Source organism: Sulfurimonas sp. ST-27, from assembly GCF_048081595.1.
In the GTDB taxonomy this organism is placed as follows: domain Bacteria; phylum Campylobacterota; class Campylobacteria; order Campylobacterales; family Sulfurimonadaceae; genus Sulfurimonas; species Sulfurimonas hydrogeniphila.
On the sequence record NZ_CP182226.1, the window covers coordinates 1,429,324 to 1,449,654 of the forward strand.

The window sequence follows — 20,331 nt, forward strand, 5'->3', positions numbered from 1 at the left end:
CCTATTTTACATAAACAAAGCTTTCGGGTATGACAGATCTGTACTTGGGGATACTTTGTCCCAAAGAAGCATTTATATATGTCGGATCCGCTACAACATACCTTTGTCCTGATACCTGTACACTCTCCCCTGCCATCGGTACATGTAAAGCAGTACTCATGTGATCTTTATACTGAACACCCACAATACCAATACCAAATAAATCTTTCACCAAACGGGCATACAATACAGCTCTGTCCTCGCAATCTGATTTCTCATAATAAAGTGTTTCCTCTGCAAACATAACTTTTTCTCTGCCAAACTGTTCCTGATCACGCTCATATATAAAAGCTTTTTGTACAAAATGCAGTACAAAATCCAAAGCTTCACTTGCTTTTTTCTTCTCAGTATATTTCTTGATATCCCCTGCTATGTCTTTATATGTCTCATACTCCAAAGGTGCATTGAAAAAAACTTTATATTCCACCTGAGGATATGTTTTCATAAAATCAATGAGATTTTGGTTATACCGATAAGAAAAAGTGTAAACTTTTCCATGTTCTTTGAAAGAAACAGTTTTTGTTTGGATTTTTTTTGCAAGTACAGGAAGTGTTTTTAACGTAAAATCAAGTGCTTTTGTTGCTTCAGGATAATCATTTTTATACGTATAGACTTTCGCAATATTTTCTTTGTTATATTTAGAAATGACATAAAATTTTCTATTGTCCAGTGTATAGTTTGGTGTAGAGTAGATCTTGCCTTTGACGCTGTGAAGTAAAACTATATGTTTGTCTGCACTCAAAGCTACACGGACTCTGTAGCCAAGCTTATTCAACAAAAACCAGCTCAATAATTTTTCATTATCCGGTGTAGAAAAAAGAGTATAGGAGAGTCTGTTTATTAAAAGATAAACTCCCCAGTCATTGAGATGCATCTCTTTACATGTACTCTCAATCCCGTACAAAAGGCTGTCGTAATCACTTGTCGCCACAACACTGAAAAAATTCTCAATCCCCTTTTGTGTTCTGGGATAAAAGTTGGCGTTTTTTATTTTTTTATCAACATCAAATCCCAAAGATGTTCCAAAAAACTCAAAAACTGTATTGTCAGCTTTTATTTTTTTTTCCTGAGGAGCGGATTTTTTCTCAGCAAAAGGTTTTATCTTTATCACTAAATTCGGACCGACACTTCGAACTTTTTTTTGATGCAATGCCGGCACAGTCTTTGGTTTTTTCTTTTTATATAAGGGTGTTGAGATATACGCACTGTATTCTTCCCACTGCTGCTGAAGATATTTGTTGAATTCGCTGTCTTTTTTATCTTTAAAGCTGTTAAAAGATCCCGTCTGCACCTTTTTAAACTCCGCAAAACTCCCTGCATATACAGAAGTTAAAAAAAGTGCTGTAACAAAACTAAAACGGCCAAATTGATTGAACAATTTTCGTCCCCCATCCCTGTTTTGTAGCACGATCCATATCTCCCTCCGTTTTATATAATATTTTTGCATCACTGATTTGTGTAGAGTTGATTCTGTTGTATTGATCAATATCATATGGACGGATCACACCGCTTAACTGAATTATCTGCTTCTGGTCATCTATCAGAATCTCTCTTTTTCCGGAAATATAATAATTTCCGTTTTTTAAAATTTTTACAATTCTTGCCGAAATAGTTGTTGTAAAGCTTGCATCCTTTGTTGCACTTCCGGATCCCTTATAGCTACTGTTTGATGTAGAATTAAAACCTACATTCGTAAATCCGTTCAAGTCTGCTACTTTGGAGTTTACAGCAGAATTGAGACCTGTACTTGAAAACAACCCCCCTCCAAGAGCACTTGTATCAGCCTCTTGCAACTGCTTTGTACCGGTATTTGAACTTTGTGCAGTTTCTGAAATAACTACAGTTACAATATCACTGACATGCATAGCCTTGTGATCAGAAAAAAGAGGATTTTCTCCCTGTCCGAATATACTGCCAGTCGAGGCAAAATCCTGCTGTTCTTCTTTGGCAGGCATCTGTTCAACATAGGCAGGCGGTTCAAAATTTATCTCGGGATCAGTTAAGTTTGCTGTACATCCGTTAAACAACACCACAGCACAGAGAAATACAAAAGCAGTCAATTTTATTTTTTTCATAAAGAAAGTCCCTTAATTTTGTTATAATACTAGCAATTACAGTTCCATAAACAATAAACAAGGATTTTACCAATGTCATTACGAGAAACAATCAACCAAGATGTAAAAAATGCCATGAAAGCAAAAGATACAAAAAAAAGAGATGCGCTTCGCCTCCTTACCAGTGCTTTTAAACAGATAGAGGTAGATGAACGAAAAGAGCTTAGTGATGAAGATGTCATAAAAATTATTCAGACACAGGTCAAACGCAGAAATGACGCGGCAAGCCAGTACAAAGAAGCAGGCCGTGAAGATTTAATGCAAATAGAACTTGATGAAATAGCATACTATGAAGTTTATCTGCCAAAACAGCTCAGTGATGAAGAACTGCAAAATAAAATCAAAACCATCATTGAAAAAACAGGTGCTTCAAGCATGAAAGAGATGGGAAAAGTTATGGGTATGGCAAGCAAAGAATTAGCCGGACGTGCCGATGGAAAACGCATCAGTGATGCAGTCAAAAAAGCCTTGGCTTAAATCTTACCAGTCATCCAGGACGAAGCCCTTTGGCTCGTCATTTTCTACTTCTTTTACTTCAATATTTGTATTTATTTCAGGTGCAACAACTTTTTTTACTTCTGTTTTTTTCATCTGCTCTTCAAACTGTAACTCAAGCCCTTTGCTCGTCATTATAAAGCCGTTTACATGTAACTTACCGTCATGTATTTGTTTGTGATGCTCTTTGCACAAAGGCACAAGATTGTGTTTGTTGTCTTTGTGAAAATGCCCTATAAAACCTGCATCATCAGCCAGTGATTTTTGCGATATATGATGCACATCTTCTGCCACCGCACCGCAGATAACACACTTGGTCACATAAAGCTCTTTGTTGTACTTGGATTTTTTCTTTTTCACAAGCAGTTCAAGCTCGTCATAATCATTGGCAAGACGTTTTCTGATGGCATTGGCATTTTCCAAAAATTCATTGTCCATATGGAGCGATTTGGCAAATTCCAGTCCGTATATGCTGCTGCCGCTTCCGGCTTGAAGCACACGATTGAAAATCAACTTGTCATTTGATTCATCATACTCCACACTCAGGTGCAAATCGACAACATTGTCAAGCGAAGTAATTTCATCCATCGTCGAGAGCTGATGCAGGTGTGTTGCAAACAAAAACAGACATCGAGTATGCGAGAGCTTTTGTATGGCTGCAGCGACAATGGCAACGCCTGAGAGCGTTTCTGTTCCGTGGCTTATTTCATCGCCCAAAACAAGCGATTTCACGGTTGAGCGGTTGAAAATATTTTTAAGTTCAAGCATTTCCACTGCAAAGGTAGAGAGTCCCTTTGCGAGGTTGTCCTTAGAGACTATACGGGTAAACAGCGAGTCAAAAATACTGAATTTCATCACCGCAGCACTCACAAAAAAACCTGACTGTGCCATCAATACCGCAATGCCGATACTCTTCATCAAAGAGGATTTTCCGCTGGAGTTTATACCGTATAAAAGGACTCCGTTAATGTCATGCCCGTCATGCACAGCCACATCAAGCATCACCGTTTTTGGATGAGGCAGGTCCATATAGTCACGGTTCCCCATCACTATATCATTGGGAACATAGAGCCCTCCCCGCTCCTGTACTTCTATCAAAGGATGGCGCAGCTGCATAATCTGCATAAAATTCTCATCTTCTTTAGCCTGGATTATCATCGGTCTTGAATGTTTGTACTCCTGTGCGACCTTTGAAGAGCTCACTCCCACGTCCAGATCAGCGACATAGCTGATAACTCTGTCAAAAAGAAGTGAATAGCGTCTCTCAAACAGTGCCTGAAGTTGGATATATCTCTCTTTTACCAAAACAACAATTTTTCGGCGGTTTTTCATGATATTGTCAGAAAGTCTGTCGGTAAAAGCAGAGGTGATTTTGACATTGTTTGTCAGTTTTTTTACACTGAAATCTGCAAAATCTTCCCGTTTTTTAAATTCACTCTCAATCAAAGAGAACCTGTTTTTGCTCAAAGAGATGTAATAGCCCTCTTTTTCCAAAAGTCCCAAAGTTACCATTTTTGTCGAACTTCCTGCATTGACACTTGTCAGTAGTGCTTCGATTTTCAAAATTATATCTTCAAAAGCAAGCATCATTACACTGTTTTCTTTGACCAAAGTATCTATTGCCTCATCCACACCGCTCATCAAAAAGTTTTCATCTACCGTGGCATTGGTAAAACGCCGTGATATATCCAAATCGATTGTTTTAGTTATATCACGTAAGAACTCTTCCACTTCACTCTCATGAAAAGGCGTTTTTTGAATCTTATGTTTTTTGACATAGAGCATCAACTCTTTGACACTTACCATAGAGTCATACATATGATTCATCTCAAAAGGATGCAGTCTGCCAAGACTTAAACGGCGAGACAGCCTCTCAAGGTCATAAACACCCCGCATCATTTCATCCAAATACCTTACATGTGAAGCAACCCGTTCTATAAGGTTATAGCGACGTTCAAGTTCGTCTTCTTCCATTATCGGATTTAAAAGACGCTCTTTTAAGAGTCTTTTTCCTATAGCCGTTGCACTCTTGTCAAGCATTTTTAAAAGTGTAAACTCTTTTCTGTCTTTGGAAATAATTCCCATCTGCTCCAGTGCATTGTTGCCCAGATACATAAAACGGCGATTGTCTATAAGACGGGGCATCGCCATCTTCTGCACTATATGATAATCATGTTCTATCACAAAATTGATGAGAATTGCCAAGGCTTCGGTAATCATAGGAGAGCGTTCCAGATCCAGATGCTCTATAGGAGAGAGCAGTGAACGAATCTGATATACCTCTTTAAAAAGTTCATTTTGAAACTCTATTTTTGCCCGTTTGTTATTCACAGAATAGTGATAATGTTCGGGAATCTCCAGATACTGCATCACATGACGCTGGTCATCAATCCCGTCTAAAAAAGTCATAACAATTTCACTCGTTCTGTAAACATTTAAAAGATTAAAAATCTCATCAAGTGCATAAGCAGGATCTTCACTTGTCCCGTGTGTCTCATACAGCCATGTTTTTCCTGTCGTTACGTCAATGGCAGCATACCCGACCGTATAAATATCACGAAACTTGTCAATCAAAACAGAAACAATGTAATTGTCATCATTGTCAATAATATGTTCAAAATTGGTACCGGGTGAGACAATTTGAGAAATATAACGACTGATCTTAGGAGGATTTCCCTTTTGCTTGACAACTATAACCGTATACTTCTGCTCCTGTATCAAACGGTTTAAATAACGTTCAAACGAAACGGCAGGCACACCCGCAAGCAGAGGGTTTTTTTCAGAATTGTCTATAATTTTTTTATTTTTTTTCGTAAGCTGTATATTTAAAAGTTCCGCTATCTCTTTGGCTTTTCCAATCTGTTCTTCATCATTATTGACTTCATACACTTCAAAAAAAGTACCGATTTCCATAAAAACAACTGTATCATTCCCATACTTCTGCTCAAAAAACCGTTGTAAATCAAAATATATCTGCGTTAAAAGTTTTTCTTTATTGTTTAATATTTTACTGACATCTGATGACTGCATGGAACTCTTTTTTACTAAGCTTTATTTAGAATATGATTATATCATAAGAAGGATTTAAAAAGCGGTGAAGAGGTGTCAAGCGCAATCCAAAAATGTACCAAAGTACAATATATCACGACAGAGTTAAGAAACAGGCAGTTTATAAATTATTCTGGCTTTTTTATTTTACTTACAATTCTCTTTCTGTTCTTCCAAACTGCCTATGCGGCAGTTTACAAAACAAATACAGACATAACACTTGGAACAAGCCTTCCAAGCTGCCTATGCGGTAGTTTACACTGTTTTGCAACGCTTGAGAACTTCCGTTACCTTCCAAGCTGCCTATGCGGCAGTTTACCTTTTTTGTGAAACGCCCAGCTGAATTATCAACTTCCAAGCTGCCTATGCGGCAGTTTACGACTTTAATCAGTGGACAAAACGGTATTTAAACTTCCAAGCTGCCTATGCGGCAGTTCGTTTGACATGCTGTTACTATAGCTGTTCTTGCTAGTGCATTTTTTGCGTTAAATCCAATATTTAATTTATAATCTTTTAATTTTTCTTTAGCAGAATAGCGTTTATACTTGGGTAAATCCATACCTTCTAATCTTTCTTCTATATCATCAAAACGAGGTACTTTAATTTGAATTACACTTAAATCTATTTCATCATATTCACTTGAAATATCATCAATACTTGCAAATATCCCTTTAATATTATCAATGGTATCGCTATAAATATTTTCAAAGTCATTTATCTTATTATAAATCCCCACCACACTTTTAATTTCATCTTTGTTATTTCGTAAAGGTTTCGCATGATGCCAATAGATAATATGTTTTGTTCTTTCAATCGACTCTTTGTTCAAGTTTAAATCTGATAAAATCTCAAAAAGTAATAGTGAAAATTCATTGTGTCTTGGGTACTTCTGCCATGAGAACTTGCCTGTTTTTTTGTCAATATGCTCTCCTTCTTCAGGAATCTCTTTAAACTTCTTGTTGAGTTTTATCCAATCTTGAAAACCAATATCTATCTTCCCTATATCATGCCAACACCCTGCGCCATACACAGCCTCAGCTAAATTCTCATCATTAGGTACTATTTTTTTCATCAACGCTCTAGCCACATAACCCACTGCAAAAATATGTTGGTCCAGGCGTTGTCCATTTGTATTTGCATATATTTTTTCTAACATTATCTCTTTTTCTCCTATAAATCTTTTGGTCACACCATAGTGCACAGGAACAACACCATTTTCATCAAACTCATCTCTGTTTCCAACCACCCATAAAAAATCACTTCTACTTCTACTACGTATCCAATGACAACTCACAGCCGTACTTTTAGAAGCTGTTTTTTTAAATAACTTCTGCACAGCATTTAAGCCTTCTTGCGTTATAACAGTTTGCCATGTATTGGTACCTATTCGATTTGCAAAAGAGTCTAAAATTCTTCTTGTTTTTTTTAGTGCAATTTTTTCACATTGAGAAATAAAAGTAACTATCATGATGATGACTCAGTATAATAAAGTGCGGCATTTTGAACTTCTTTAAACATAAAATCCAAAGCTTTATGTTCAACAAAAGTTTGTAAGCATTGAGAACGAAACTCTTTTTCACTCTGCTTCTCTTTCGCACAAATAAAAGCCCAAGGTAAGATAAGTGCATCTTTAACAAGATCTGCCACATCAAAGACTAAAGCACCTCTTCTTGTTTTTCCATGCATTACAGCAAAACCATGTGAAATACCGAGAACCCATAATGTTGTAGCACCCAAACCATAAGCCAAATAGTTGCCATGATCTAAAAAGGCATTCGCCCCTTCTGCATTTGAATGTTCACGAGTAAAACCTAACTGATTTGTTTTTTTAGCTGCATATTTATAAAGTTTTTTAGTAAGATCTGCTTCTGTTTGCAGGAGTTTCCCCACACTAGGAGCTTTGATTATATTTTCTAGCGATTTATCAAATTCATCTTTCAACTCTAAAGCATTAAAACCCTCCAGTTTTAGTTCTCTGTCTTTTGTCCAGACTTTTTTTATAAAATTTATTCTTGCTATTTGAAACCGTTTTGCTGTAGCCAGTCTCTTTGATTCATCGAACCAAAATTGCATCCAGCCCTGAATATATTCAGTAGGTCTATACTCACTTTGAGGGCTAAACTACTCAATCTCAGTTGCCATTAAAAGTGGGCTTGCACCACCTCCGCTAAAACCGACAAGCACACCTGCCTGAGCTAGCATTCGCATAGCTGCTTGGGTTATGGATGTACCTGTTCCAAGTAATAAACATGTAGTATTTGCAATAGGAATATTCCAATACTGATATTCTTTTTTAGTTTCATTAAGATAAAGCACTCTTCCATCTTTTTGAACAACACGACACATCTCCAGATAATATATATTTGCTTTTTTAGAGTGTAAAATAACTTTTAAGTCTGTTAAAAATTCCATAATAAGCCATAATAACATACTTTGTTAAAAAATATTGAAATATATAAATAAGAATTTAATTGTTGAATGGGCGGGAGAAAATATTTTCAAGTGGTGGGTGAGCGAACAAAGATTCGAAAAAATCCTATGCTGTTTATTTGACTTTATACACATAAAAGGTGTATAATTATACACATAAAGGAAGTGACATTATGAATACTACAAGATTAAATATTACATTACCTACATCACTTGATAATGATATTAATCGTTATGCCAAAGAGCTTAATACAAAAAAGAGTCATCTTATAGCTTCTGCCCTTGATATGTATTTTGATTATATAGATTTAAAAGAAGCAGAGAGAAGACTTGAACTTAATGAGCCTACAATTTCATTTGATGATATGTTTCAAGAGTTAGGTCTTGATGTATCAAATTGAATTTACAGTTACCGCAAAAAAAGATTTTAAAAAAGTAAATAAACCTGATTTAAAATTTATTCGTGATAGTTTAAAAGATTTTTCGGAATTATTTTCTAAAGAATATGAAATTGCATTAATGCAAAAAGGTAAGATTAAAAAGCTTCAAGGGCAAAAAGAAGACTTATATCGTTTAAAGCTTCGTTCTTATAGAGTTATTTATAAAAAGTATGATGATAAACTTATAATTTTAGTGATACATGTAACTACTCGTGAAAGTGCTTATAAATAGGCGTTTATTTGCAAAATATAATAAAGTGTGAGAATGTTCACTTAAGTACGATAATAACAAATAGTGGCCTGATTTTGATAAAAAAATATTCTGACAAATCCCTATATTGTTGACTTGCAAAAGATTTAAAAAAAGCTATAACTTGGCCACAATTACAATTTGTGAGACCGTTCAAAATTCCCTAAGTTCAAATCATAAATTTGACAGAAGTATTGAGATATATGTCTAACGGGGTAGGACAAGAAAAAAACTGATTTTTAAAAAGGTGCTTGAAAGCTCGTATTTTAGGGGTTTCTGGTGGACGAGGAGAGATTCGAACTCTCGGTACCGTTGCCAGTACGCATCCTTAGCAGGGATGTGGTTTCAGCCACTCACCCACTCGTCCTTTTGAAGAGTGAGATTATAGTCATTATTTCATAATAATTAGCTTAAATCTGTGCTAATATTTTTTTAACGACCTCAGCAGGGTTCTCTGCCTGATAAATCGGACGTCCGACGACTATAAAATCAACAAGTGCTTCTTTGGCATAGGCAACATCGGCGACTCTTTTTTGATCCCCTGCATCTTCACCAAAAGGACGAATACCAGGAGTGAGTGTCATAAACTCTTTACATGTAAACTCTTTAATAGCCTTGCTCTCATACGCCGAACAGACAACACCGTCAAGTCCGCTTTCCATTGCATCTTTTGCAAACTGATTTGCTTTTGTTGCTATGTCCGCTTCATATATTGCCTGAAATTCCTCTTCACTAAACGATGTCAAAGCCGTTACAGCCAAGACCAATGGACGATTTTCATACTTTTCCAGTCTTTGCATCACGGTATTCATGGCACGTTTTCCTGCACTTGCATGAACATTAAACATATCAACACCAAGTCCCATAATTGACTCGGCGGCATCTGCCATGGTATTTGGAATATCATAAAGTTTCAAATCTAAAAATATTTTAAAATCGGGGTTGATTTGCTTAATAGCCTGCAAAAATGCTTCGCCGTCGCGAATATAGGTACGCAGTCCGACTTTGAGCCAGACATCATACTTTTTTATTTTTTCAATTAAAGTGAGATTTTCTTCTTTCGTAGGTAAATCAAGGGCAACACATAATTCCATACTAACTCTTTTTTGTGGAATTATAGCATGAAAAACTAAAGCCCAGACTGAAGTCTGGGTTCCAGAAAAGTCCTATTATTTGGACTTCACCATTGCTTCAATTTTGGCAACTATGCTTGGATCTTCCAAAGTTGAAATATCCTGAGTAATTGCCTCGCCTTTAGCGATAGAGCGTAAAATACGACGCATAATCTTTCCGCTTCTTGTTTTTGGAAGTCCCGGTGCAAAAACCATATCATCACAGATAGCGATGTTTCCTATCTCTTTTTTGATGATGTTATTAATAATTTTTGCTTCTTCAACCTCATCAGCCACGCCTTTGTCATCTTTTAAAACGATGTAGGCAAAAATACCCTCGCCTTTGAGTTCATGCGGTTTTCCGACAACGGCAACCTCGGCAACATTTTGATGTTTTTTGATGGCTGCTTCAATTTCGGCAGTTCCCATTCTGTGTCCGCTCACATTAATGACATCATCAGTACGTCCCGTAATCGTGATATAACCGTCTTCATCATACACAGCACCGTCACCTGTAAAATAGACAGGTTTACCGTCTTTTTTCACATCACCAAAATAGGATTTTATAAATCTTTCTTCATCTCCCCAGACACCGCGAATCATCGAAGGCCAAGGACGTGTGACACACATATAACCTCCCTCTCCGACTTCAACTTTCTCACCGGTTGCCGGGTCCAGAATCTCTGCCATGATTCCAGGAAGAGGAAATGTTGCGCATCCCGGTTTGATAGGGGTTGCCCCAGGAAGTGGAGAGACTATATGCCCGCCTGTTTCTGTCTGCCAGTAAGTATCAACGATAGCACATTTGCTTCCGCCAACCTCTTCATAATACCATTTCCACGCAGGAGGATCAATAGGCTCTCCAACAGTTCCAAGTACTTTTAAACTACTCAAATCATACTTAGCCGGTTCATCTTCACCCATTTTATGCAATACACGAATCGCAGTAGGCGCAGTATAGAACTGGTTGATTTTATACTCTTCTACCATTTTCCAAGGACGACCCGCATCAGGATAGGTCGGAACACCTTCAAACATTACCGTTGTCGCACCCATTGCAAGCGGACCGTAAACTATATAGGTATGCCCGGTAATCCAGCCGATATCTGCTGTACACCAGTAGGTATCATTTTCTTTGACATCAAACACCCATTCCATTGTCATCTGTGCCCACAGTATATATCCCGCAGAATTATGCTGCACACCTTTTGGTTTTCCTGTTGAGCCTGATGTATAGAGCAGAAAGAGCGGGTCTTCACTATCCATAACTTCCGCTTTACATGTAACGTCCTGCATTTTGATCAATTCATTATAAGAGTAGTCACGTCCTTCAACCCATCGTATATCTTCATTGTTTCTCTCAACCACGAGCACTTTTTTTACCGGTCCACCTTCTGCCAAAGCCGCATCTACTACCGGTTTTAACATATATGGCTTGTCTTTTCTGTAAGCTCCGTCAGCAGTGATCACAACTTTTGCATCCGCATCTTCAATTCTGTCTTTGAGTGCTTCTGCAGAAAATCCGCCAAATACTATAGAGTGAATGGCGCCGATTCTGGCACAGGCAAGCATCGCATAGGCAGCTTCGGGAATCATCGGCATATAGATGACAACTCTGTCCCCTTTTTTGACACCAAATTCATTTTTCAACAGATTGGCAAAGCGGTTTACATTGTAGTAAAGTTCCAAATAGGTAATAATCTGTTTATCGCCGCGATCTCCTTCAAAAATAATCGCCGCTTTATTCTTGCGTTTGTCTAAATGACGGTCAATACATTGTTCTGAAACATTTAACTTTCCGCCTTCAAACCATTTGACAAAAGGGTAATTCGATTCATCCATCACTTTTGTAAACGGCTCTTTCCAGCTCAGCTTTTCTTTGGCAAATCTGCCCCAAAATCCTTCATAATCTTCAATTGCTTCATCCTGCAAATCATGATATTCACACATGTTTTTGATTCTGGCAGTTTTTGCAAACTCTTTGTTTGGTTTAAAAATCGGTTTTTTTTCTATTTCTGACATTTATTTTCTCCTGTGTTAGTTTTAAGTAATAAGACATAATTAATTTCACTCGCAACAACAGATAAAAAGTTTAGATTCAAGGCAAACTTTTTATCTGTTGCTCTACGGGTGAAGACAGAAGCTACAATCTGCTTCGTTAAAATCTTTTGAAGCACAATAAGTGCAACTTCAAGATTTTGCCTTGCATTTTATAGCTTCTGTCTCCATTGAGAATGGAATTAATTATGCCTTATTACTTTTAAGTAAATCATTGCTGTCATAATGGCATCATTTACAGCATTATGCACACCCATTTGAGGGATATTACAGTTTTTCAAGATTGTATCAAAACGCAAATCAATATTAGCTTGCGGTATCATTGCAATTGTTTTATCAAAATATATTTCAGAAACTTCAACCATTTTATTTGGCAGAGTGATTCCAAGCACGGGCTTTATATATTTGTTAATCATCGCAACATCAAACTCAAGATAGTACCCCACCAAAGTGGCACCTTTGATATAATTCAAAAACTTTTTAATTCCTTCCAACGGTTCTTTTGCATTCTCCAGGTCACATGGACGGATTCCGTGTATTGTTATACTTTTTGCATCAATTGCTCCAAAGTTTTTCAAATAAACTTCAAAAGTTTGTGATGTCAGTATTTTATTATTTTTAATCTTAACTGCACCTATAGAAAGTATTTCATCTTCTTTTGGGTTGAGGCCCGTGGTTTCTGTATCGAAAACCACAATTTCATCACTTTGTTCAAAAAGAGAAGAAAAAGATTTATCTTTGAGTTTTGACAGATTTCTCTTTTTTTTCATCTGTTCAAACATAGAAAAAAGCATTACGAAACCATTTCCAAATGAAAATGAAAACTAATAAACTTTTTCAGTTTATCTACCACTTTAAAACTGTCTTTGAGCAAATCCCGGCTTGTTTTGTCCAAATCTTTTGGATTTATATAATTGATATCTTTTTGATCCTTTGCATACAGCATTGTTTTGAGCCTCACAGACAACAGAGTATCAAAACTTTCTATGAGTTCTGTCGCAAAAACTTTATCAAAAACACCTCGGTTGTTCAACTCTTTGATACGTTCGATTGTATTGTTTTTTTTGATTTTATTCTCCAGTGCCAGACATCTTATGCCGTGAACAATTGCAAATATGCCGCCTTTTTTCAAATCCAGTTTGTTTTCATGCTCTTTGTCAAGCTTAAAACCGCTAAAAAGCGAAATAGGTGTTTCAAAAAAAAGCGTTGCTTTTGCAAGATGTGCCAAAACATCATCTCTCTTCTCAAAACGCGCAAACAAATGTTCTTTTGCCGCATTCACTAAAGTACAATCACCCGCAACACACTTTGCATCTAAAAATATACTCAAGTTTTGTAAACTGTTTCCTTCAAAACTTGCTATCCAGTTATCTATTTCATTTTTAAAGTCCCCTAAATTACGACGCCAGTACGCATTACTGACCATAACATTGCCCTCACACTTGACAAACCCTATTTCTAAAAGCGCCCTGTTGAGTTTATGCATAGGCTCTCCAAAAAGTTCTGTATCCATATCATCGGCAATGATCAGAGCATTGTCCTGATCGGTTTTGAGTATCTGCTCCTCTCTGCCCTCAGAACCCATTATCATAAGAGCACATTTTTCCTGTAAAGATTCATCAACGTACATCGTAAAAACTTTTGCATATATTTTTTGGTTGAGTGTTGCAACAAGTTTGCTGATATAACGTACTTTTACACCATTGGAATCAAGTGTTGTTACAAGATTTTTTAATCCGTTTTGAACCTCTTTTAAATCATCAATATTCTCTGCTTTGTCTATTTGCACAGAAATCAGGTAAGAATGGTTTGCAAAATAACTCAACAAATCCAACTGCTCTAGTATCCCGACAATTTCATCACCCTCTTTTACAACCAAGCGCTTAATCGCATTATATGTCATAAGCACCAAAGCATTAAATAAAAAGTCACTCTTCTCAATAGCAATAATATTTTTAGATGCTATATGCACAATGGCATCACTTACATCATATTTACCCATCAAAACCTTCTCTCTCAAGTCCGTATCCGTAACTATACCGCAGCTGTTTTCATCCCTTACGAGAATACATGTAGCCTTAAGATTTTTCATTTCTTTTAAAGCATCTGCTATTGTTGTGTCTTGTGCAACAATACAAACAGCATGAAGATAAATATCTTTTACCTGAGATACCAAAAAAGGAGTTAATTGACTCTGCTGTGAGTATTCTTTTAAATGTTGATGGCGTGTAATAAAATCTTGTAAAAAATACTCTTGTATGCGTTTGTTTTGTATCAATTCCAAAAAGTCTTCTTTTTGAATCTCATAACAAATCAAATCTTCACTGACAACAAACCTGTTTTGTGTTGTCCCGTAAATCAAAGCATCCGCATCAAAGCTGTCACCTTCACCGTAAACAGTATGCAGTGTATCATCAATATACTCGGACACATATCCTTTTATGATGATATAAAAAGCGACAGATGGAAGGTTTTTGCTGATGAGCAGCGTATCTTTAGGGTAATATGCAATGTCGATTTTTTGCATCAGCTTACTCAGTTCCTCTGAACTGAGTAAGCCAAAAGGGTGAATAGACTCAATAAGTTTTTTTTGGTCTAAGATGCTCATAGTTAATGCTCGGATGCACCCTCGGCACCAATACCTGTCTGACTTCTGATGTATTGTGCTTCAAAAGCCTCCATCTCTTGTGCTGCAGCCTCTGATTTGTCCGTTACTGAGAAAAACCAGATACCGACAAAGGCAACACTCACAGAAAAGAGTGCCGGATATTTATACGGGAAAATCGCTTCGGCATTGCCAAAAATCTGTACCCAGACAATCGGACCAAGGATGACAAGCATGACAGCTGTAGCCAGTCCCAAGGTTCCTCCGATGACAGCGCCACGCGTTGTAAGTTTTTTCCAGTACATGGAGAGTAAAAGTACAGGAAAGTTGGCAGAGGCTGCTATTGCAAACGCAAGCCCGACAACAAAAGCGATATTTTGCTTTTCAAATGCTATCCCCATAATAATAGCTACGATTCCCAGCACAACAGTAGCAATTTTTGAAACTTTCATCTCTTTAAGCCCGTCAATTTCACCTTTTTTGTACACAGAAGCATACAGGTCATGTGAAATTGCAGAAGCACCTGCCAGTGTCAGACCCGAAACAACGGCCAGAATTGTTGCAAATGCCACAGCAGAGATAAATCCAAGGAAGAAGTCACCGCCAACAGCATGAGACAAATGGATAGCAGCCATATTGTTTCCGCCAAGAATCGGGAAACCGCCGCTTATGGCCTGTTTTGCCAGATCCAGATACTGAGGATTTTTATACACCATTACAATTGCGCCAAAACCGATGATGAACGTCAGTATATAAAAATAACCGATAAAACCTGTTGCATAAAATACCGACTTTCGTGCTTCTTTTGCATTGCCTACTGTAAAAAATCTCATCAGGATATGAGGGAGACCTGCTGTACCGAACATCAAGGCGACGGCTAAAGATATTGCAGAAACAGGGTCCGAAACGAGTCCGCCCGGAGACATTATTTCTATACCTTTTAATTCTGTTGCATGGGCAAACAATGCTCCAAAACTGAAATCATAATGCGCCATTACAGCAATAGCCATAAAAGTAGCTCCTGAAAGCAGTAAGAATGCTTTGATAATCTGCACCCAGGTTGTTGCGAGCATACCGCCAAATGTTACATAAAGAATCATTAAAACACCGACCAGAATAACCGCTACTTCATACTGCAGACCAAACAAAAGCTGTATTAACTTTCCAGAACCGACCATTTGAGCGATAAGGTAAAGAATAACAGTTGCAATAGAACCAAATGCAGCCAATATACGAATAGGTTTTTGGCGTAATCTGTAAGAAGCAACATCCGCAAAGGTATATTTGCCTAAATTTCGCAAAGGTTCTGCAATAATGAATAGAATAATCGGCCAGCCGACCAAAAATCCGATCGAATAGATAAGTCCGTCATACCCTTTGAGATAAACAAGTCCGGAAATTCCCAAAAAGGATGCCGCAGACATATAGTCTCCTGCAATGGCCATACCGTTTTGCAGCCCTGTAATGCCACCGCCTGCTGTGTAGAAATCTTTCGCAGACTTTGTTCTTTTGGCTGCCCAGTATGTTATGCCCAGAGTTGCACCGACAAAAATAACAAACATAACAATTGCCGGAACATTCAGCGGCTGTTTTTGAATTTCACCGTTGATAGTTCCGGAGGCAAATGCCGCGATACTGCCGAAAATTAAAAATAAAAATATTCTGTTAAACATCTAGGCGCTCCTTTAATTTGTTTTTTACTTTGTTTGCCAGATCATCAAACTCACTGTTTGCTCTTTTTGTATATATGCCTGTCAATATAAAAGCAAATACGATTACAGCCATACCGACAGGAATACCTATGGTTGTCACTGCCTCACTAGAGAGGGGCACTGCCAATGCCGAGGGATCAAAAGCTATTGTAAGTATAAATGCAAAATAGACTACAAGCATCGCTATTGTTAATTTTAGAGCAAAACCCTGTCTTGTCTTTACAAGTTTCTGGTAATCAGGATCTGCTTTTATCTGTTGTATCTGTTCTTTGGTCATAATTTTTCCTTGTATTAGAAATTATAGTTTGCAATGAGTCTGTACTCATTCCAACCGGTGTCACTTCCTGGAGTTGCTTCCGCAAATTTTCTGGGAAAATTTCCGCGAAAACGAAGCTGCAGTTTTTCAACTGCTTTTGGGTAGTATTTGATGTCAAACCCAGCTTCTGTTGCTGTTCTTGCTATACCGTATCCGGAGTTTGCATCTGTATCAAAAGCGACATAATAGGCAGCAGTTGAAAGGTTGACTCCATGTTGTTTGAAGTTATAGACAGCAGCAGCTTTTGTTGCTTTTGTTCCCGCTAAAAACATATGACGGGTCACCATACCTTGAGTATATGCCGGCATGCCGCCAAACTGTGTAAGTATCGCATTTTTGTAAGAATCATCTCCTGCATTGTTTGAAGATGTTTGGGAGTAGGCAATATATGCAGCAAAACCTTCATATTTTGCCCCGACTTTACCCGCCCAGTAAAAAGAATCTACCTCACCGGACCCTCCCAGCGGAGAGTACTGCATATATTTTCCGCCAACACTGTTTTGTTTAATCATCTGCACTTTTACAAACGGTTTTACATTGCTGTTGAGCAGACAGTTCCAGGAGACTCCTGTGTCAGCGTAGAGTGTATTGTAAAGATTCCATGCATAATCATTTGAGACATCTACATGAAAGTTTTTCGCTGTATATTTCAGTTGAATATTTGTAACACCGGCAGTTTTTCTTCCGGTTGTTGCAAGTCCCAAGTTCAGATACTCTCCGGTTTGTACTCCTGTTGAAGCATTGATCCCTCTTGAAGTGTACCCTGAAGTAGCGGCAAGTATTCCGCCGGCAGAATAGATATTTGAGAATGTTCCATAAGCGATTCTGTCTACATGTGCTATCTGAAGAGTAATATTTTTCACATCCTTGCTTACAAACTTGTATGCTCTGAAAGTATTTGGAAGCGTTCTTGCATCATCTGATCCCATCATTAAAGAGTCATATCTCTGATAACCAAGCTTGGCATCACTTTTTAGCCCATATTCACTGAAATTGTATCCAAGATACCCCTCACCGAGAATTGAATATGACTTGTATCCGGTTCCAAGAAGTGCCGGTGACTGGGCAGTGTGTTGCTGTATACCCAAATCCTGTACTGTATAAAAAGCAGCAGCCAACCGAATTCCGTTTAATGCAGCTGTTTCAAACTTGAGATGACCGCCTAAAACAGCAGCATCTCTGTGTGTATCTGCCCCTGAACCACCCTGATACTGTCTGTCCACATAAAACATTCTAATCTGACCGCTTGTTTTTCCTTTTGCAAACATGTCTTTTATGTCATCAGAAAGAACATGCACCTCTTGTTTCTCTTCAACACCGTGCTTTAACTTTATATTTACACCGTCGTAATCAGCATATACACTTGTCACCAATGCTGTAACAAACATACTTAATGCAATTTTTTTCATGTAATCCTCCACTTTTAGATAAGTGCCTGACAAGAATAAATAACATAATTTAATGAAGAGAGAAAATAGAAGCTACAAGGCGAAAATTCGCAGAAGCTACTAGTAGCTTCAAGGGTTTTCAACGAAGTTAGGTTCTGTTTTCTCTCTTCACCCGAAGGGCAACATACAAAGGACTTATTTTCTGCGTTGAACTTCCGTTAACGATGCTAGCATCGTCAACAAAAGTTCGCCTTGCAACTAAATCCTTTGTATGTTGTTAAATATGTCATTTATTCTTGTCAGGCACTTAAGATAATCATAAATCCAAAACATAGCATTAACGTAGCAATTCATATTTTTAACACAAAATTACAATTTAATCTCTGGCGTGTATCAATATGTAACAAACAATACCCTGCTCATTTTTCTATCATATATCCCATGCCTCTGACATTAACAATAATATCTTCTTTTAAACTTTTTTTCAGTCTGTTAATCTCTGCTCTTATGGTTGCATTATCTACGATTTGTTCATCCCATACATACATGCGAAACTGTTCAAAATCAACTATTCTGCTTCTGTTCCTGGCTAAAATATCTATAATTTGCGATTGTTTTTTTGTAAGAATCTGGGGAGTGTTCTGAAACAAAAGTGTATTGTTTTCCTGATCATACATATAGTTTTTTGAAAGCCTGAGAAAAACCAGAGGAATATCTTTGTCTGTTAAAATTCTGTCAATTTTCAAAGCAAGTTCTTTTAGGTGAAAGGGTTTTTTCAAGTAATCATAGCATCCCAGATCATAGGCACGGGAGATATCTTCTATATCTACCAGAGCGCTGATATAAATGCTGGGTGTATGAATTTTGATGGCATGAAGCTTTTCCAAAAGTGTCAATCCGTCTATATTTGGTACAGAGATATCCAAAATCAATAAATCATAGTCGTCTTTTTGAAGATTTTCAAATGCTTCAAGACCGTCTGTAAAACTTACAACAAGATGTCCCTGCTCCTGCAGATACTCCTGTATGGACTCGTTTAGCATTATTTCGTCTTCCAGTAAAAGAATTTTCATTATTCACCCATCATTTTAAATTTATATTCAAATGTAGTCAGTTTGTCAGTTGATACAATATCTATGCTCACATTGTCTTCTTCACAAATATTTTTCACCAACTGCAGTCCCAATCCAAATCCTTTGACATTGTCATTTTCCCTGTAGTATGCATCAAAAATTTTCTCCGGATCTTTTATAATTTTAGACTTGCTTGATACACTAAACATTACATCTGCTCCTGTTTGCTTTACATGTAAGAAGACTGTTTCCTCCGGCAAAGTGTATTTGATGGCATTTGTAATAGTATTGTCTACAATACGCTGAAGTTTTGTTTCATTAAAATAAATATAAACCTTGTCCAAATCACTGCTGTATTTAAAATCAATTTTAGACAAATGTGCAACATCTCTAAAAAACTCTATCCGCATGCTGAGATACGAAACCAGTTCAATTGAAACTTTGGGATACGGCACCTGGTCTTTTTTTACCAAATAACTCAAATCATCATATATATTAAATATATTTTTTGCAGCCGCTTCTATTTTGGACAATTGTCTGTCCTTTTTATTTTTCATTTCATACAGTTCTATACTCGTCAAAATAACACTCAGAGGCGTGTTTGTTTCATGCACAGTGTAGCGTAAAAACTCTTTTTGTGCAGCAAGTATCTCTTCTGAAAACTTTTTTTCTTGTAAAAGTTTTGCATTTGCCTGTTCTAAATACAATGTTTTCTTTTGTACCTTTTTTTCAAGAATAAGATTGATCTCTTTTAATGATAGCTTTTGCTGATTTATTGTCTTTACCATTTCATTTGCATACAGAACCATCTCTTTAAATTCTTTAAAAAAAATCTCATCAGGACTCAGCAATGCTTCCCTGTGTGCCGCATTTTTAAAAAAATTTAAAAATACATGCATATCATTTTGAATCAATGCATAAAATATCTTATACAACCCGAGCATGATTGCAAAAAGTATAAAAGAGAGTGTCACAATAGCCAGAGTGTTTTTTATCAAAAGCCTTTTGAGCTGTTTTTGTGTATCTCCGTAATCAGCCACACTGTGTTCCTGCCTGTAAAGCGCTTTTTCATAATCCTGATAATTTTCTTTTATCAGCAAATAGGCAAATATAATGACAAAAACCAATATGACAACAGTTGTGACGGTATTGGCCTGCTTGATAGTCAAAGATGTAAATCTGTTCTTTTGCATTTTTTATCCCTGTTTTTCTCAATAAAATTATACCGCTTTTAATTCCAAACTTAATTTT

16 protein-coding genes, 1 tRNA gene, 2 pseudogenes and 1 CRISPR repeat array are annotated in these 20,331 nt (G+C 37.1%); of the genes and pseudogenes, 3 read left to right on the top strand and 16 right to left on the bottom strand.

Features of this window, described 5'->3' with window-relative positions; genetic code table 11:
* Position 1: 1 nt before the first annotated feature.
* Together ACM66U_RS07540 and flgH are read right to left on the bottom strand one after the other, a co-directional pair.
* Complete coding sequence (locus ACM66U_RS07540; RefSeq protein WP_418640456.1) at positions 2-1,417, bottom strand: hypothetical protein; 1,416 nt, start codon at positions 1,415-1,417, stop codon at positions 2-4.
* Positions 1,392-2,114 (bottom strand): flagellar basal body L-ring protein FlgH, encoded by a 723-nt coding sequence (gene flgH, locus ACM66U_RS07545; RefSeq protein WP_418640457.1) that lies wholly within the window; start codon positions 2,112-2,114, stop codon positions 1,392-1,394. Before flgH ends, ACM66U_RS07540 begins: the two co-directional genes overlap by 26 nt.
* A 72-nt stretch (positions 2,115-2,186) precedes the next feature.
* Between flgH and ACM66U_RS07550 the strand changes: the two genes are divergently transcribed.
* A complete protein-coding gene (locus ACM66U_RS07550; protein WP_418640458.1) occupies positions 2,187-2,630 on the top strand; it encodes a GatB/YqeY domain-containing protein in 444 nt (147 codons plus the stop codon).
* 3 nt (positions 2,631-2,633) lie between these two features.
* Here the strand turns inward: ACM66U_RS07550 and ACM66U_RS07555 are convergent, their stop codons facing one another.
* The 4 genes and pseudogenes from ACM66U_RS07555 to ACM66U_RS07570 all read right to left on the bottom strand — a co-directional run bounded on the left by ACM66U_RS07555 (position 2,634) and on the right by ACM66U_RS07570 (position 8,108).
* Positions 2,634-5,678 carry a MutS-related protein gene (locus ACM66U_RS07555; RefSeq protein WP_418640459.1) on the bottom strand — a complete coding sequence of 1,015 codons (3,045 nt, stop codon included), beginning with the start codon at positions 5,676-5,678 and terminating at the stop codon, positions 2,634-2,636.
* A 188-nt stretch (positions 5,679-5,866) separates the two neighbouring features.
* A CRISPR array of direct repeats spans positions 5,867-6,135; the repeat unit is 28 nt; unit sequence CTTCCAAGCTGCCTATGCGGCAGTTTAC.
* A 222-nt stretch (positions 6,136-6,357) separates the two neighbouring features.
* A pseudogene (locus ACM66U_RS07560) lies at positions 6,358-7,164 on the bottom strand (CRISPR-associated endonuclease Cas3''); the annotation flags it as partial.
* Positions 7,161-7,805: pseudogene (gene cas1f / locus ACM66U_RS07565) on the bottom strand (type I-F CRISPR-associated endonuclease Cas1f); the annotation flags it as partial. The pseudogenes cas1f and ACM66U_RS07560, both read right to left, overlap by 4 nt.
* Before the next feature lie 12 nt (positions 7,806-7,817).
* The gene (locus ACM66U_RS07570; RefSeq protein WP_418640460.1) at positions 7,818-8,108 is read right to left on the bottom strand and encodes a hypothetical protein; all 291 of its coding nucleotides are present in this window, start codon (positions 8,106-8,108) and stop codon (positions 7,818-7,820) included.
* 191 nt (positions 8,109-8,299) lie between these two features.
* Here ACM66U_RS07570 and ACM66U_RS07575 point away from each other — a divergent pair, with 191 nt between their 5' ends.
* Complete coding sequence (locus ACM66U_RS07575; protein ID WP_418640461.1) at positions 8,300-8,527, top strand: hypothetical protein; 228 nt, start codon at positions 8,300-8,302, stop codon at positions 8,525-8,527.
* The gene (locus ACM66U_RS07580; RefSeq protein ID WP_418641408.1) at positions 8,514-8,798 is read left to right on the top strand and encodes a type II toxin-antitoxin system RelE family toxin; all 285 of its coding nucleotides are present in this window, start codon (positions 8,514-8,516) and stop codon (positions 8,796-8,798) included. The genes ACM66U_RS07575 and ACM66U_RS07580 overlap by 14 nt, the downstream gene beginning before the upstream one ends.
* A gap of 295 nt (positions 8,799-9,093) precedes the next feature.
* On the opposite strand, the gene ACM66U_RS07585 is transcribed toward ACM66U_RS07580, so the two are convergent.
* The 10 genes from ACM66U_RS07585 to ACM66U_RS07630 all read right to left on the bottom strand — a co-directional run bounded on the left by ACM66U_RS07585 (position 9,094) and on the right by ACM66U_RS07630 (position 20,273).
* Positions 9,094-9,183 (bottom strand) — tRNA-Ser (locus tag ACM66U_RS07585).
* A gap of 43 nt (positions 9,184-9,226) precedes the next feature.
* The gene (gene pyrF / locus ACM66U_RS07590; protein WP_418640462.1) at positions 9,227-9,910 is read right to left on the bottom strand and encodes an orotidine-5'-phosphate decarboxylase; all 684 of its coding nucleotides are present in this window, start codon (positions 9,908-9,910) and stop codon (positions 9,227-9,229) included.
* Positions 9,911-9,985: 75 nt separating this feature from the next.
* Positions 9,986-11,950, bottom strand: a complete 1,965-nt coding sequence (gene acs, locus ACM66U_RS07595; RefSeq protein WP_188110048.1) for an acetate--CoA ligase — start codon at positions 11,948-11,950, stop codon at positions 9,986-9,988.
* Between the two features lie 218 nt (positions 11,951-12,168).
* Positions 12,169-12,780 (bottom strand): 3'-5' exonuclease, encoded by a 612-nt coding sequence (locus ACM66U_RS07600; protein ID WP_418640463.1) that lies wholly within the window; start codon positions 12,778-12,780, stop codon positions 12,169-12,171.
* Positions 12,780-14,594 carry a putative nucleotidyltransferase substrate binding domain-containing protein gene (locus ACM66U_RS07605; protein ID WP_418640464.1) on the bottom strand — a complete coding sequence of 605 codons (1,815 nt, stop codon included), beginning with the start codon at positions 14,592-14,594 and terminating at the stop codon, positions 12,780-12,782. Before ACM66U_RS07605 ends, ACM66U_RS07600 begins: the two co-directional genes overlap by 1 nt.
* A gap of 2 nt (positions 14,595-14,596) precedes the next feature.
* The gene (locus tag ACM66U_RS07610; RefSeq protein ID WP_151900056.1) at positions 14,597-16,264 is read right to left on the bottom strand and encodes a cation acetate symporter; all 1,668 of its coding nucleotides are present in this window, start codon (positions 16,262-16,264) and stop codon (positions 14,597-14,599) included.
* Entirely contained in the window at positions 16,257-16,580 is a 324-nt protein-coding gene (locus ACM66U_RS07615; RefSeq protein WP_151900055.1) for a DUF485 domain-containing protein, read from the bottom strand. The genes ACM66U_RS07610 and ACM66U_RS07615 overlap by 8 nt, the downstream gene beginning before the upstream one ends.
* Positions 16,581-16,594: 14 nt before the next feature.
* Complete coding sequence (locus ACM66U_RS07620) at positions 16,595-18,028, bottom strand: porin (protein WP_418640465.1); 1,434 nt, start codon at positions 18,026-18,028, stop codon at positions 16,595-16,597.
* Between the two features lie 398 nt (positions 18,029-18,426).
* Positions 18,427-19,080 (bottom strand): response regulator transcription factor, encoded by a 654-nt coding sequence (locus tag ACM66U_RS07625; protein ID WP_151900053.1) that lies wholly within the window; start codon positions 19,078-19,080, stop codon positions 18,427-18,429.
* Positions 19,080-20,273, bottom strand: coding sequence for a sensor histidine kinase (locus ACM66U_RS07630; RefSeq protein ID WP_418640466.1), 1,194 nt, complete (start codon positions 20,271-20,273; stop codon positions 19,080-19,082). The genes ACM66U_RS07625 and ACM66U_RS07630 overlap by 1 nt, the downstream gene beginning before the upstream one ends.
* Positions 20,274-20,331 lie beyond the last annotated feature (58 nt).

Bases quoted from the DNA above. Each gene is read 5' to 3' on its own strand.
- ACM66U_RS07605 (WP_418640464.1), bottom strand. From the start codon at position 14,594: ATGAGCATCTTAGACCAAAAAAAACTTATTGAGTCTATTCACCCTTTT.
- ACM66U_RS07600 (WP_418640463.1), bottom strand. From the start codon at position 12,780: ATGCTTTTTTCTATGTTTGAACAGATGAAAAAAAAGAGAAATCTGTCA.
- pyrF (WP_418640462.1), bottom strand. From the start codon at position 9,910: ATGGAATTATGTGTTGCCCTTGATTTACCTACGAAAGAAGAAAATCTC.
- ACM66U_RS07620 (WP_418640465.1), bottom strand. From the start codon at position 18,028: ATGAAAAAAATTGCATTAAGTATGTTTGTTACAGCATTGGTGACAAGT.
- ACM66U_RS07630 (WP_418640466.1), bottom strand. From the start codon at position 20,273: ATGCAAAAGAACAGATTTACATCTTTGACTATCAAGCAGGCCAATACC.
- ACM66U_RS07625 (WP_151900053.1), bottom strand. From the start codon at position 19,080: ATGAAAATTCTTTTACTGGAAGACGAAATAATGCTAAACGAGTCCATA.
- ACM66U_RS07555 (WP_418640459.1), bottom strand. From the start codon at position 5,678: ATGCAGTCATCAGATGTCAGTAAAATATTAAACAATAAAGAAAAACTT.
- acs (WP_188110048.1), bottom strand. From the start codon at position 11,950: ATGTCAGAAATAGAAAAAAAACCGATTTTTAAACCAAACAAAGAGTTT.
- ACM66U_RS07580 (WP_418641408.1), top strand. From the start codon at position 8,514: ATGTATCAAATTGAATTTACAGTTACCGCAAAAAAAGATTTTAAAAAA.
- ACM66U_RS07570 (WP_418640460.1), bottom strand. From the start codon at position 8,108: ATGGAATTTTTAACAGACTTAAAAGTTATTTTACACTCTAAAAAAGCA.
- flgH (WP_418640457.1), bottom strand. From the start codon at position 2,114: ATGAAAAAAATAAAATTGACTGCTTTTGTATTTCTCTGTGCTGTGGTG.
- ACM66U_RS07615 (WP_151900055.1), bottom strand. From the start codon at position 16,580: ATGACCAAAGAACAGATACAACAGATAAAAGCAGATCCTGATTACCAG.
- ACM66U_RS07575 (WP_418640461.1), top strand. From the start codon at position 8,300: ATGAATACTACAAGATTAAATATTACATTACCTACATCACTTGATAAT.
- ACM66U_RS07610 (WP_151900056.1), bottom strand. From the start codon at position 16,264: ATGTTTAACAGAATATTTTTATTTTTAATTTTCGGCAGTATCGCGGCA.
- ACM66U_RS07550 (WP_418640458.1), top strand. From the start codon at position 2,187: ATGTCATTACGAGAAACAATCAACCAAGATGTAAAAAATGCCATGAAA.